The sequence below is a fragment of the Flexistipes sp. genome (genome assembly GCF_036172515.1).
Taxonomy (GTDB): Bacteria; Chrysiogenota; Deferribacteres; order Deferribacterales; family Flexistipitaceae; genus Flexistipes.
The window spans coordinates 1-14,431 of record NZ_JAXKVW010000007.1; the positions used below are offsets into that span (position 1 = coordinate 1).

9 protein-coding genes are annotated in these 14,431 nt (G+C 38.5%); 2 read left to right on the top strand and 7 right to left on the bottom strand.

The genetic code is table 11. The annotated features are described in order from the left end of the window. The first annotated feature begins 291 nt into the window (after positions 1-291). Positions 292-954 carry an isoprenoid biosynthesis glyoxalase ElbB gene (elbB, locus tag UMU13_RS06170; RefSeq protein WP_328217846.1) on the top strand — a complete coding sequence of 221 codons (663 nt, stop codon included), beginning with the start codon at positions 292-294 and terminating at the stop codon, positions 952-954. A gap of 105 nt (positions 955-1,059) precedes the next feature. Here the strand turns inward: elbB and UMU13_RS06175 are convergent, their stop codons facing one another. The 6 genes from UMU13_RS06175 to UMU13_RS06200 all read right to left on the bottom strand — a co-directional run bounded on the left by UMU13_RS06175 (position 1,060) and on the right by UMU13_RS06200 (position 11,179). Continuing rightward, positions 1,060-2,349, bottom strand: coding sequence for a M16 family metallopeptidase (locus tag UMU13_RS06175; RefSeq protein WP_328217848.1), 1,290 nt, complete (start codon positions 2,347-2,349; stop codon positions 1,060-1,062). A gap of 12 nt (positions 2,350-2,361) precedes the next feature. Continuing rightward, a complete protein-coding gene (locus UMU13_RS06180; RefSeq protein ID WP_328217849.1) occupies positions 2,362-7,059 on the bottom strand; it encodes an NAD-glutamate dehydrogenase domain-containing protein in 4,698 nt (1,565 codons plus the stop codon). Positions 7,060-7,241: 182 nt separating this feature from the next. Then, positions 7,242-7,883: an NUDIX hydrolase gene (locus UMU13_RS06185; RefSeq protein ID WP_328217850.1), complete on the bottom strand. Its 642-nt coding sequence runs from the start codon at positions 7,881-7,883 to the stop codon at positions 7,242-7,244. Beyond that, a complete protein-coding gene (locus UMU13_RS06190) occupies positions 7,858-8,226 on the bottom strand; it encodes a phasin family protein (RefSeq protein WP_328217851.1) in 369 nt (122 codons plus the stop codon). The genes UMU13_RS06185 and UMU13_RS06190 overlap by 26 nt, the downstream gene beginning before the upstream one ends. A gap of 17 nt (positions 8,227-8,243) precedes the next feature. Further along, positions 8,244-10,862: an alanine--tRNA ligase gene (gene alaS / locus UMU13_RS06195; RefSeq protein ID WP_442902137.1), complete on the bottom strand. Its 2,619-nt coding sequence runs from the start codon at positions 10,860-10,862 to the stop codon at positions 8,244-8,246. Further along, a complete protein-coding gene (locus UMU13_RS06200) occupies positions 10,862-11,179 on the bottom strand; it encodes an HNH endonuclease (RefSeq protein ID WP_328217855.1) in 318 nt (105 codons plus the stop codon). The genes alaS and UMU13_RS06200 overlap by 1 nt, the downstream gene beginning before the upstream one ends. Positions 11,180-11,241: 62 nt before the next feature. Here UMU13_RS06200 and pckA point away from each other — a divergent pair, with 62 nt between their 5' ends. Next, complete coding sequence (gene pckA / locus UMU13_RS06205) at positions 11,242-12,840, top strand: phosphoenolpyruvate carboxykinase (ATP) (RefSeq protein ID WP_328217857.1); 1,599 nt, start codon at positions 11,242-11,244, stop codon at positions 12,838-12,840. Positions 12,841-12,966: 126 nt separating this feature from the next. Here pckA and UMU13_RS06210 read toward each other — a convergent pair whose 3' ends face one another. Continuing rightward, positions 12,967-14,397 (bottom strand): phosphomannomutase/phosphoglucomutase, encoded by a 1,431-nt coding sequence (locus UMU13_RS06210; protein WP_328217859.1) that lies wholly within the window; start codon positions 14,395-14,397, stop codon positions 12,967-12,969. Between the last annotated feature and the right edge of the window lie 34 nt (positions 14,398-14,431).

Consider the following 14,431-nt stretch of genomic DNA (forward strand, 5'->3'; position numbering starts at 1 on the left):
TAACTCAAAAAGGACTCATTCAGCTATTGAATACAATACTCCGAGAGAGAAACTGGAACTATATTATAAAGAAATGGAGCAATGTGCTTAACTTTTTGTGTAGAAAAAGGTGGAAAGTCCACCCCTAAGACCATTATCCTTATTACCTCAATAACATCAAATACCTCCGCATTACGCATTACGGCTTTTGAATGTGGAATTTTTAGGAGGGTGCCAAGAATGGTTTGTATTGTAAATGAACTTTTTTCTGTGATATAATTCTACTGAATAAAAGCTATTAGGAGGTGCAGTATGCCAAAAATAGGTGTGATTTTCAGCGGGTGCGGTGTTTTCGACGGAACGGAGATTACCGAAGCTGTTATGACATTATATTTTCTTGAGAAGAAAGGAGCTGACATTGTTTGTATGGCGCCTAATATCGAACAATATCATGTTGTTAACCATCTAACGGGTGATGTAGATGAAAGTAAAAAACGGAATGTCTTGGAAGAAGCAGCCAGGCTTGTCAGAGGCAATGTGAAAGATATCAGCGATGTAGACATCAATGAGCTTGATGCCCTGGTTATCCCCGGCGGTTTTGGTGCTGCTAAGAACCTTACTACTTATGCGATTGAAGGTAATGACTGCAAAGTCAATGAAGATGTGAAAAAGGCGGTTAACACCATTGTTACTTCAAAAAAGCCGATGGCGGCAATATGTATAGCCCCTGTTCTGGTGGCTAAAGCTCTTGAGGGGACAGGTATAAAATCCAAAATTACAATCGGAAGCGATGAAAATGTAGCCGGTTCGATAGAATCCTTCGGAGCCACACATGTCGAGTGTCCGGTTAAAGAGGCGCTTGTTGATGAAGAAAATAAAATTATAACAACTCCTGCGTTTATGCTGGCTCAAAATACCCTTGAAGTGGCTGCAGGGATTGAAAAGACGATTGAAAACCTATACAGATTTCTTTAACTAAAAAAGGGGGCTATAAGCCCCCCTGAATTCCTTCAAATATACGAGTAAATTAATGTTTGAGAGAGTATATTAACGCAGATTGCCAGGATCGGCTGTTTTTCATTAATCATTTTTCGGAACAGTTTTTACAAGGATATAGTTTTCTGAAAAGATTTTGTCTGCAACATCTTTTATATCACCCAATTCAACGGCTTCTATATTTTCAACATAATCTTTGTAGTAGTCGGTTATCCCCAACGTATAAGCCATCCCGATATCATGGGCTTCATTAGACGCTTTTTCTCTCTGAAAAACTGCCTCCGCCTTTAATCTGTTTTTTGCTTTTTTCAAATCTTTTTCAGATAAATTTCCTTTCTGCAAATTATCTATAATTTCCCGTATTTTTGAAAGTGGATCACCGTCTGTTGAGGGGTGTTTGGTGTAGAAGAAAGTAAAACTGCCCCCGTATTTTTGCCCCAGATAACCACCAAAAACCACATTTACCAGGGGGTTTTCTATATTTTTGAGCTTTTCGTTAAGGAGTGAATACTCTCCACCTGATAAAATTTCCGTCAGTATTTCCAGCTCGTATTTATCCTCACTCATTAATGAGGGAGCTCTATAAACCAAAGCGGTATAGCTTTGTGTAATATCTTTTTCAAAATCTTTTTTTACATTTTTATTAAGCTTATCCGGAATCCCAAAGCTTTTGTTAACAGGATTGGCATCTTTTGTTTTATTAAAATACTGCATTGCCAATTCTTTTGCTTTATCCTCTGATAAATCACCAACCACTACGAGTGTCATATTTTCAGGGTGATAAAAACTGTTGTAATATTTTAAAAGTGTCTGTCTGTCAAAAGATTTGATGTTTTCAACGCTCCCTATGACCTCTCTTGCATAAGGAGTATTTTTGAAAAGGGTTTCCGATAAATATGTCCACATATCGTGTGTCGGGCTGTCGTACTTGCGCATTATTTCCTGAATGACAACGGGTTTTTCCTTTTTTATTTCCTCTTTGGGGAATGTGGCTTCAAAAACCATTTGACTGATTACATTAAAAGCTGTTTCCACATTGAAAGTGGGTATAGTGATATAGTAAAATGTATAATCTTTACTGGTTGCCGCATTCATCTGACCGCCTTTGGCCTCAACAAGAGTATCGATTTCATCCGGTGCAAATTTTTCCGTTCCTTTAAATACCATATGTTCAAGAAAATGAGATATTCCGTTGTTTTTAGCAGTTTCGTTAACGGAACCCGTCTTCATCCAAAGCTGTACGGATGTTATTTTGTTTCCGGGGACATGTTTGTAGACAAGCTGCACGCCGTTTGGCAGCTCATGGGTTTGTAAAGCCATTGAAAATCCCTCCAGGATAAAAAAGAATGTTAGAGCCAGAATCAGTTTTTTCACTGTTTCCCCTTTTTAGTATTTATTTATTATGTCAAACATGCTGTCTATTATCACATTAAACGGTACTAAGCTTTTGATTTCATCCTTTTCAATAGATGTCAAAAACTTTTCATAGTTCATAAAAAATACCGACTCTTGTTTCATAAGATTTTTAAACCAGGATAATGAGTTTATTGTGGATTTCTTGGCTAAATGTTTTTGCAGGTTTTTGGTACGTTTTAAAAGATTTTCCCTGTTTATGCTGTCCCAGGATGTCTTCAGCGGGATATGCTTAATACCGCCGGTAATCTTGTGGAGAGCCAGCTTGTCATCTATAATAAAATAATTCTTAATAGTTTCTTTGTAATCAAGCTCATTGTTTATACAGATTTCAAAGATATCGAATGCCGGCTTTGTGTAACGGATTTCGCAGATTATTTTTGCAACACTCTTGGTGCATTTCTCGCTGATCAGTTTTTCATTAATTCTGTTGAAATTATTTTTTAAATGTCCGGTAAGGTTTTTGGGTACGGTGTTTTTTATTTTGTCAAACAAAGCCTTATGCTCCTGAATCATATCAAAGTTTTTATCGTTAATAAGCCACTCCAGAGCTACTTTAAGGGTTTTTTCAAGTTCAATCAGCATATAATATTGAGTTTGTGATGGTATCTTGTAATCAAGGTTTCTTATCTTTGTTCTTATATTTTCCGCCTGCATCAGCTGATCGGCAAAAATGTATCTTTTCAGCAGTTTTTTGTAGTCTGCACCTGTATTGCTGTGAATCATCGGAAAGATAGTTGTTCCTGCCTGGTTTACAGCTTTATTGACAATCATTGTTGCCGTTATCTGATTTTTCAGACGATGATCGAAAATATGATCCCCGTATTTACCAAGAATTGTTTTTGGGAAGTAAGATTTGTATAGATTTACCATGAGCTCGTCATCCAGCTTCACATCATCAACTATTTCGTCAAAAAGCAGTATCTTGACATAAGACAGCAGGACGGTAAGTTCCGGCCGTGTTATATTTCTGTTTTCCTTGATAAAATCGATATGTTCAATTTTGAAGTTTAAAAGTCCGGTCTCTTTAAGGTATTTTGCAGTGGTTTCAAAAGGGATGGAATTGTCCTTATTTCTCAAAATATCACATGAGATTGTTTCCGACTGCTCATAATTATCCTCCAGCACCAGGCCGGTAACTTCTTCTGTAAGCTTATGTATCAGAGAATTTCTTTCTTTACGGCTTTTTAAAACCTTCTTTTTCAAAAGTATGTCCAGCAGGATTTTCAGATTTACTTCATGGTCGGACATATCTACGCCGCCGGAATTGTCTATAGCATCCGTGTTTATCAAAACACCGCTTTTGGCGAGACTTATTCTTGCTTTTTGTGTAAGTCCCAGATTAGCACCTTCTCCAATGACCCGGGCATGAATTTCCTGAGCATCCACCCTTACATTATCATTGGCTTTATCTCCGACATCTTCATGGGTTTCACTTGAATCTTTTATGTAAGTTCCGATGCCTCCGCTCCACAAGAGTTCTGCCGGTGCTTTTAAAATATACTGTATCAGCTCTTCACCTGTCAGTGTATCTTTTACGATACCAAAAATCTCCTTCATTTGCGGCGATATTTCTATCTTCTTGGCCGATCTGTCAAATACCCCGCCTCCTTCAGATATGATATCGTGGTTGTAATCTTTCCATGTTGATTTTGGTAATTTAAAAAGACGCTGTCTTTCTAAAAAACTTGTTTCCGGGTCAGGGTCCGGATCCACAAAAATATGAATATGATTAAATGCCCCGAGCAGTTTTATTTTACGCGATAAAAGCATGCCGTTACCGAAAACGTCCCCGCTCATGTCGCCGATACCGACAACTGTGAAATTCTCTTTTGAAATGTTTTTATCAAGCTCCCGGAAGTGTCTCTTTACACATTCCCAGGCGCCTCTGGCTGTTATTCCCACCTTTTTGTGATCGTAACCTTCACTGCCGCCTGAGGCGAATGCATCCCCAAGCCAAAAATTGTATTCCTTGGAAACGGAGTTGGCAACATCGCTGAATGTGGCGGTTCCTTTGTCTGCAGCAACAACAAGATAAGGGTCCTTATCATCATATATTACTGTGTTTTCAGGCTGAATAATCTTTTTACCCGCATAATTGTCTGTTAAGTCGAGAAGACCGCGGATGAAATTTTTATACTGCTCCACTACAAAAGCTCTGTCTTTGTCAATGTCCTGAAAGCGTTTTTTGACTATAAATCCGCCTTTTGAGCCCACCGGAACAATGATTGTATTTTTTACCATCTGTGTTTTCAAAAGCCCCATAATTTCCGTTCTGAAGTCGTCGAATCTGTCGCTGAAGCGTAAGCCGCCTCTGGCTACTTTTCCTCCTCTAAGATGAACCCCTTCCATATGCGGTCCGTGTACATATATTTCAAACATCGGTTTGGGTTCCGGTAAAATATCCAATGTACTACTTCGAATTTTAAATGAAATATAATTTCTGACAGGTGTTTGGTAATAATTTGTTCTGCTGGCGGCGTTTATTGTTTTCAACAGATGCCTTAATATTGAATCCCCAAGAACTGAAGATATTTTGTCAATTTCTTCAAGCAGCTTTTTCTCCAAAGCTTCTGTATCCCTTTTGCTGCAGGAAGGGTTGAATTTCTCATCAAAAAGCTGAAAAAGAAGCTTTGCAATTTTCGGATTGTTAATTAGTGTTTCATTAATAGACTGTCTGCTGAATGTGTAATTTATCTGCTCAACATAGTTTCTCAGCCCCCGCAAAACGTCTATTTCTTTGTAGCTCAGTTCGGCAAGAACCAGCAATTTGTTCAGTCTGTCGTTTTCAACCTTTTCTGTCATAGCGGCTGTCAGAATTTCAGAGAGTTTGTCTCCGTAAATGTCGGCAAATTTTTTGTTGTTATCGATTTCGGCGAGATAGATATTGCTTATGTAATACGATTTACCCTTTGTGGAGAGTGTATATATTTCCTCTTCGTGTACTTTTAAGCCTATGTTATTAATAACAGGCATAATATCAGTAAGAAGAATCTTTTCTTCGGAGTATATTTTCAGTACGATTTTTTCATTTTCATGATAAATAGCCGATCTAAGACCCTTAAATTTTATAAGATATGATATGTCAAATGCGCCTTCCCGGGGGCTGAGCCTCGTTTTATAATTCTCAGAGAATGAGCTTACAAAAGAATGATAAATCTGATCGGTTTTTAAACCGGAATATCTTATTGAAAGCAGCTCATAAAGTTCGTCATCCCAGTCTTTCAGGATGCCCTGAACCATTTCTTTTAAATCACCGTCTTTCAATTTGTCCAGAATGTTTAAATCCTTCAGGTAAAAGTGAAAGTGTATTAAATGATAACCGTGCTCATCGCTGCGGGTCGTTAAATCCAGTAAATTTGCCCTGAGTATTTCGGCGAAATTGCCGCTCAGTTCTCTGATAAGCTCATTTGAAAATTTTTCGGAAGGGATGGCAAGAAGTATGTAAAAATTTTTCAGCGGTCTGAAGTCTTTCCAGTACAGTCTGATCTGATTTTTCCCCTGCAGGGAAAGAATAGTTTCAAGAATATCAATTAGCGTGTCTCTGTCAAAATTAAATATTTCTGTTTTGGGATAGTAATTTATAATATCTCTAATCCACTTGAAATCGTGTGAGCCCTGCACAAATTTGAAATAATTGAAAACCTCTGCAATTGTTTTTCTTAAAATGCTGATTTTATAAGGCGGAGTGTTAATTGCTTCTTTGGAAAAGACACCGATAAGTGTTATGACTGTGCAGGAGTTTTCATTAAAATCGGTAATCATTACCCGGTCGTATTTTATTCTTTTCTTGACTTTGGATTCATGTATGGCTTTATCCACCACAATGGGATAATTGTTTATATATTTTAATCTGTTTGACTGTATTGCTTTAATTATTGAGGGAATGAGTGAAAGTGTTCTGTTAAGTTTATAAACGCCAAACTGTTCCATTGAATAATCGCCTGTTTGCAGGTTAACGTTTTTTAGAATTCTTACGCCCTGTAAAATAAAATTCTCGTTCATCAGCCAATCGATAAATTCGGACACTTCCGGAGTGATATTTTTATATGACTCGGATAAGTTTTTCAGTAGATTACTCATGGATGGAAAGTCATCCACAGCAAGCATTACTTCGTTGTAAATCTTTTTAATTTCCGAACGGATTTTTTTAAATTCAGGTTCTTCAACGTTTTCCAGAAAAACAACGACATAGGATTCATTTTTGGTTCCTATATCAGCGTCTTTGATATCTGTAATATCTCCTTTGTTGTTGCGTTTTACGCTGAATATCGGATGCAGAATAAACTGCTGGGAAATATTAGCCTCGAAGAAATATTCCCTGATACTGTCCACGAGAAACGGCCTGTCATCTGTGGAAAGAGTAATAAGTGAGAAATTGCCTATAAAAAAGGACGAGTTGAAAGGGGTGGTATAATTCATCCGGTATTTTTTCTTTTTTCTTTCGTTAAAATCTTCAAACAGAAATTTCAGGAATTCCAGAAGATCCGTATCCGTTAGTATCTCCAGAAAATTCAGGGGGAGCTGCATAATGAATATTTCCGTGAAAAAATAAAAAGGGGGATTTGTTTGTCTGAATTTGCCGAAAACCTCATTATGCCTTTTTTTTACCGTTTCGATATTTTTCCTTTCTTTGATTTCGCTTCCGGTTAAAAAAGAAATATTAAACATTTACCACTCCCTGTTATTTTACAAGCTCTGCTTGTGAACTCTTAAAATTTACAGAAGTTAAACACTTCCATTCAAGTCTTTTATTATATAAAAGTGCCTTTGACAACAATAAGTTTTTATTTTTTGAAATAGTTTGTTTTATTTACGGAAACTGCATAAATTCATAAATAATAAACAGGGAATCAGTTTTCTTCGCAGGTGTTGCAAAATTCAAGGAGTTCAATCAGATTTTTGACTACCCTTGCCGTCAGTCCCCATATGATACGGCCGTTGAAATTGTAAAAGTATACTTTGTGCGGCTGTTTGTTTCTTATCCAATTTTCATACCAGAATGTATTTTTACGGTAAAAAAAACGCAGAGGTACCTGAAATATCTCTTCAACTTCACTTTCCTGTGGTTTCATATATGTTAAAACGTTAAGATCTGTAATCTTGGCAACGTATGGTGTGACATTTATATCGGCTACTGAAAGCTGGTCATCCAGCTTACCCAATATAGTCATGGCTTTTCTGGGGATTCCTATTTCCTCTTCAGTTTCCCTTAATGCAGTTTCCTTTTTGCCCGAATCCTGTTTTTCCCTTGAGCCGCCGGGAAAAGAGATTTCTCCGCTGTGATAGGGGAGGTGGTTTGTTCTTTTGGTGAAAATTATGTACCATTCGTTATTTAAAAAATAAAGCGGCACAAGTATAGCCGCTTGCCTTCTCGGGATATCAATTTTAAATCTGTTGTATAAGGAAAAAGTGGTATAAACGCAGTAATCCAGCTTTTCACAGCCGGCTCTTACTTTGTTTATTTCCTTAACCTGTTTTTTTGTTAAGTTCATTCTTTAGCTTTTTTATCTCTCCGGTAAGTTTCTCTAAGTTTTCATTGTGTTCATCATTTTGTTTTTTCAGTTTATTCACACTGTTCTTTAAATCTTCAAACTCTTCTTTGGAAACTGCGCCCATTTTCTGCATAAACTCGTTTTTTAAATCATCAAAACGATCAGAAAATTCGTCAGCTGTCTTCTCTGTGGAGTCCATTATTTCCTTGAGAAATTTAGCTTCTTTGGACTGTAGGTTTTCACCTTTCTGGATCAGCTCATTAAATGCGTTCTTTGCTTTATTTTCTGTTGTTGCAGCAAGACCGAGACCGGCCAGGAAAAACTTTCTGGCAAATTCGTTCATTATTTTCCCCCTTAATTTTATAATATATTATAAACCGTATCGAGGGCTTCATCAATCTTATTTATATCTTTTGCTCCGGCCTGTGCCATTTCAGGCTTTCCACCACCGCTTCCTCCGCAAACGGCTGCCACTTTTTTTACAATATCACCTGCCTTGTATTTGTCTGTAAGATCCTTTGTGACGCCGCATATGAAAATGGCCTTGCCCTTGTTTTCCGATCCTATAAGGACAATACCTGATTTTAGTTTGGCTTTTGCAACATCGGTCATGTTTCGCAGAGAATTTATATCCTGTTCATCAGCTCTTAATGTGAGAACTTTTATCCCGTTTTTCTCTTTTACATTATCGAGCAATTTTTCCGTTTTTTGTGAGTTAAGTTTGTCTTTCAGTTCTTGTAACTGTTTTTCCAGCTCTTTTACTTTTTTATTCTGAGAATCCACACTTTCAAACAGTTTTGAAGGTACTGTTTTTAATAGTCCGGCCGTATCTTCCACCATTCTGTATGTTTTGGACAGCTCTTCAAATGCTTTTATTCCTGTGAGCGCCTCTATTCTTCTTATCCCTGATGCCACACTGGTTTCCGTTGTGATTTTGAACAGGCCGATTTCACCCGTATTATTGACATGGCAGCCTCCGCACAGCTCTTTGGAAAAATCATTTACAGAAACTACGCGGACAGTATCACCGTATTTTTCTCCAAAAATCGCCATTGCACCTTTTTGTATTGCTGTGTCTATATCCGTAATCTCCTTTTTTACAGGGAGGTTCTCCTGAATCTTTTTGTTTACTATATTTTCTATCTCTATAATTTCTTCCCTGCTTAAAGGGGAAAAATGTGTGAAATCAAAGCGCATCTTTTCCGAATCCACAAGTGAACCGGACTGTCTCACGTGGTCACCCAATACTTCTCTGAGTGCTTTGTGAATCAAGTGAGTGGAAGTATGGTTTTTTTCAACCGCTTTACGAAATTCACTGTACACTTCTGCTGTTATAATATCCCCCACCTTTAAAGTACCGTTTAATACTTCAGCCTCATGAATTATTAGTGATTCGGCATATTTTTTTGTATTTTTTACTTCCGCTACTGCACTGTCACTTTTTATATATCCTTTATCACCTGTCTCACCTCCGCCTTCCGGGTAGAATGGGGTTTTTGCCAGAATTATCTCTATTTTATCTCCCTGTTTTGCCTCATCTGTTTCATTACCCCCGCCAATGATTCCGAGAATCTCACTTTCTAATGAAAGTTTGTCATATCCGTCAAATCCAGTACTGAATTTTGATGCAAGTTTTTTGAACCTTTCATCTACTGCGGTATCTCCGCTGCCGCTCCAGGCTTTTTTAGCTTTTTCCTGCTGAGCGGACATTTCCTTTTTAAAACCTTCCATATCAAGACTGAATCCGTTTTCTTCCGCAATATCCTCTAAAAGATCCACGGGGAATCCGTAAGTATCATAAAGGGTGAATATTTCTTCTCCGGGTATCAGCTTGTCAGATTTGTATTTTTCTATAAGTGACTCGGTAATTTTCAGACCGGTTGTCAATGTGTTTTTAAACCTGCTTTCTTCCTGTTTAACAATCTTTGAAATGTAATTTTTCTTATCAACAAGTTCCAGATAGTGATCACTCATAAAATCCACTACGAATTCACATATTTTATAGAAAAAGTTCTCTTTAATGCCGATAAGTCTCCCGTGCCTCATGGCTCTGCGCATAATCCTTTTTAGCACATAACCGCGCCCTTCGTTTGCAGGTATAACGCCGTCTGCTATTAAAAAGGTTGTTGCTCTGGCGTGATCAGCTATTACACGAAGACTGATATCCAATTTTTCATTATCTTTATACCTGATCCCTGCAATGGATGCCGTTTCTTCAATGATGGGTCTGATAAGGTCTGTATCAAAGTTGCTTGTGACATTTTGAACAACTGCCGCTATACGCTCCAAACCCATTCCCGTGTCTATGCTGGGTTTGGGCAGAGGATGCAGAATGCCTTCAGCATCTCTGTCGTACTGCATAAATACGAGATTCCAAAGTTCCAAAAATCTGTCGCAGTCACATTCCGGATCGCATTCGCTACTGCCACATCCGATTTCAGGCCCCTGATCTATATGAATTTCCGAACACGGACCGCATGGCCCTGTGTCACCCATAGACCAGAAATTTTCTTTTTCACCCAGTTTTGAAATTCTTTCCTCCGGTATGCCGATTTCGTTTTTCCATATGTTAAAAGCTTCATCATCCTCATGAAAAACGGATATGTATAATTTTTCCTTATCAAGCCCCAGGACCTTCGTGAGGAATTCCCATGCATAATTTATAACACCTCTTTTGAAATAATCCCCGAAAGAAAAATTTCCAAGCATTTCAAAAAACGTATGATGTCGTGCTGTCCTGCCAACATTCTCAAGGTCATTGTGTTTGCCGCCCGCTCTGACCACCTTCTGGCATGTAGCAGCTCTGGAATAGTTCCGTTTTTCCACACCCAGAAAAGTATCCTTGAACTGATTCATTCCGGCATTTGTAAAAAGCAGTGTAGGGTCATCCTCAGGAACCAGCGATGAAGATTTTACTATTGTATGATCTTTTTGTTCAAAAAAATCCAAAAATTTTTGTCTGATTTCTTTTCCCGTCATTAACCGTCTTCCCCTTTCAATTTTTGTATATATTCTTCCCATTCAACGGGTGTCATGTATTTCTTTTTACTGTTGCATTCTTTGCATGCGGCAACAATATTACCCTTTGTGGATTTGCCTCCTCTGATCAACGGTACAACATGATCCATCGTGAGGTTCTCTCTCCCCACGTTTCTCCCGCAGTAATGACATATACCAGAAGCCAATTTGTTTTTCCACCATTGCTTTTTTTTCAAAGACCTTGCTTTTTCTTTTTCCTTTTTAATTTCTTTTTCATCGGCCTTTTCGAAAAAAATAAAATCGTGTTTACAATTCATGTTGAAAATTATAGTTTAAAATGTCATATATTTTCAACTAAAAAAACTGAGGGGTAGTTAAAATGGCTAAGACGGAAATTACCGGCCTGGAATCGCTGGGACTTGATAACTTATCCAGAATATACTGGAACTTATCCACACCGGAATTATACGAGCAGTCAATTATGAGAAGGGAAGGGATATTGGCACATCTGGGGCCGCTTGTGGTGCGTACAGGGCATCACACCGGCAGGTCACCTAACGATAAATTTATTGTTGAATCTAAAGGGCTGGATGATGTGAACTGGTCTAAAGATAACAAACCGATCAGTGAAGAAAATTTTGAAAAAATTTTTACCAGAATGAGATCTTATTTGCAGACAAAAGATTTGTTTGTTCAGGAATGTTATGCAGGTACAGATGAGACCAGCAGAATAAAAGTAAGGGTTATTTCCGAAACGGCGTGGCACAATCTTTTTGCGAGAAACATGTTTGTCAGGGAAGAGGACAGGAGTAAACTGAAAGGGTTCCAGCCTGATTTTACCGTTATCGATCTTCCACGTTTCCATGCAATACCGGAGGTGGATGGAACAAACTCCGAAACCTTTATTATAATCAATTTTAACAAACGTTTGGTGTTGATCGGCGGTACCAGCTATGCCGGTGAAATAAAAAAATCTATTTTCAGCGTTATGAACTACCTTTTACCTAAGAAGGAGATACTTTCAATGCACTGTTCTGCAAATGTCGGGAAAAATGGTGATACGTCACTTTTTTTCGGATTGTCCGGAACGGGTAAAACGACTCTTTCCACAGATCCCGGAAGGGCTTTGGTGGGAGATGATGAGCACGGATGGAGTGAAAAAGGAATATTTAACATTGAAGGCGGATGTTATGCCAAAGTAATAAATTTGTCCGCGGAAGCCGAACCGGATATATATGAGTGTACACGCAATTTTGGAACGATTCTTGAAAATGTCACTATAGATTCCAGAACAAGATATGTCGATCTCGATGATGATTCACTTACTGAAAATACCAGGGCGTCTTATCCCATTACTCATCTGCCGAATATTGTGGAAGACGGTAAAGCTGTTGCTCCGGATAATATAATTTTTCTGACTTATGATGCTTTTGGTGTTTTGCCGCCTGTTGCAAGATTAAGCACAAGTCAGGCTATGTACCATTTTATTTCAGGGTACACGGCCAAGGTTGCAGGAACGGAAAAAGGGGTAAAAGAGCCCAAAGCAACTTTCAGCGCCTGCTTCGGTGCTCCGTTTATGATTCACCATCCGTCGGTCTATGCAAAACTCCTGGGTGAAAAAGTGGAAAAACACGATGTTAAGTGTTGGCTTGTTAACACCGGTTTGACGGGAGGTCCTTACGGAGTGGGTTCGAGATTTAAAATAAAGCACACTAGATCAATAATTAATGCAATTTTGGACGGTAAACTGGAAGATGTTGAGTATTCGGCAAATGATGTTTTTGGCTTTCTTGTTCCGCAGAAAGCTCCCAATGTGCCTGAGGACGTGCTTAATCCGTCTTTGGCATGGAATGATAAAAATGCTTATGATAAAACATTGAATCAACTGGCAGGTAAGTTTGTGGAGAATTTCAAGCGTTATGAAAATGACGTGGATAAAAGCATTATAAAGGGTGCACCTAAGATAGTGAGGGGGTGAGGTAGAGAGGTAGTGAGGTGGGGAAAGTGATTTGTTGAGTAATATTTGTTAATTGTGAAAACGGTTAGTACTTTTAATACTTCTACTACCCCTACTACCCCTACTACCCCTACTACCCCCTACTACTTATAGATCCATCATTTCTTTCAGTTCTTTTTCTATTATTTTGCGGTATTTCTCCATTTCGGCTTTATCCGTGGCTTCAAATCTCATAACAAGCACCGGCTGCGTATTACTTGCCCTTAAAAGCCCCCAGCCGTTTTCAAAAACCACCCTTATACCGTCAATATCGATAATTTCTTTTATTCCCAGGTTACCTTCTTTTAGATAGTTTTTAAATCTATCTGCTAATTTGTTGACAATTTTAAACTTTTTATCATCAGGACAGTCGAATCTGATTTCAGGGGTATTATAGACTTTTGGAATATCCCCGAGCATATCAGAAACTTTCGCGATATTTTCCTCGCAAAGATTGTTGACATAAGCCTGCAGAAACCGCAGTGATGCGTAAATGGCATCGTCATAACCGTAATAGTCATCTTTAAAAAATATGTGTCCGCTCATTTCCCCGGCCAATTCGGCACCTGTCTCCTGCAGCTTGTTTTTAATCAGAGAATGGCCTGTCTTCCACATAATACCTTCTGCACCAATCTTTTCAAGAGAGTCGAACAGAACCTTCGATGCTTTGACATCCGCAATGATTTTAGGTTTTTCATATTTCTTTTTCAGTTCTTTTGCATAGATGAGCAGGAGAAGATCACCCCATATGACATCCTGTTTTTCATCGATAATTCCTATTCTGTCTGCATCTCCGTCATAGGCTACGCCAAAATCAGCCCCGTTCTCTTTTATTTTATCTTTTAAATCTTTCAGATTATCTTCCACTGTGGGATCAGGGTGGTGGTTGGGAAAATTTCCGTCAGGCTCACAGTAGAGCTCAGTTACTTTGACGCCAAGAGCTTCGAATATTTCAGGAGCTACATGTGATGCCACGCCGTTACCGGCATCGATTACAACATTGATGTTCCGGTTTAGTGAAGCAATTTTATCTTTAAGGGGAGAAAAGTGCTCTATATTCCAGTCTATATAATATTTGTTTATGGTATCCACTCTGTGCTGCCCTCTCATGTCGGCATTAATGTAACCGTATCGGGTTATATCTTCGTAAATGGATGTTATTTTTTCTGAATGGTATGTTGAATGTCCTATTCCCAGTTTCATTCCGTTATATTCCGGGGGATTGTGACTGCCGGTAATCATTATAAAAGCGTCTACTTCCATAAAAAAAGAACTGAAGTAAGTTGCAGGTGTCGGACATACTCCCAGCTCCACTACATCGCAGCCGGCATCTTTTATTCCATCGGCCACTCCGTTTAAGATATCCTTGGATGAGAGTCTTACATCTCTACCCACTGCAATTGCCGGGACTCTGTTGCCCGTTTCACTCTTAACCTGAAACGCAAAAGCATTTGCAATCTGTTGAGCAACATCCTTATTAAATGTATCCGGAACTACCCCGCGGATATCATATTGTCTGAAAATATTTGAATCCACCATATGAGCAAACCTCCTGATTTTTGTTCAATTTAAA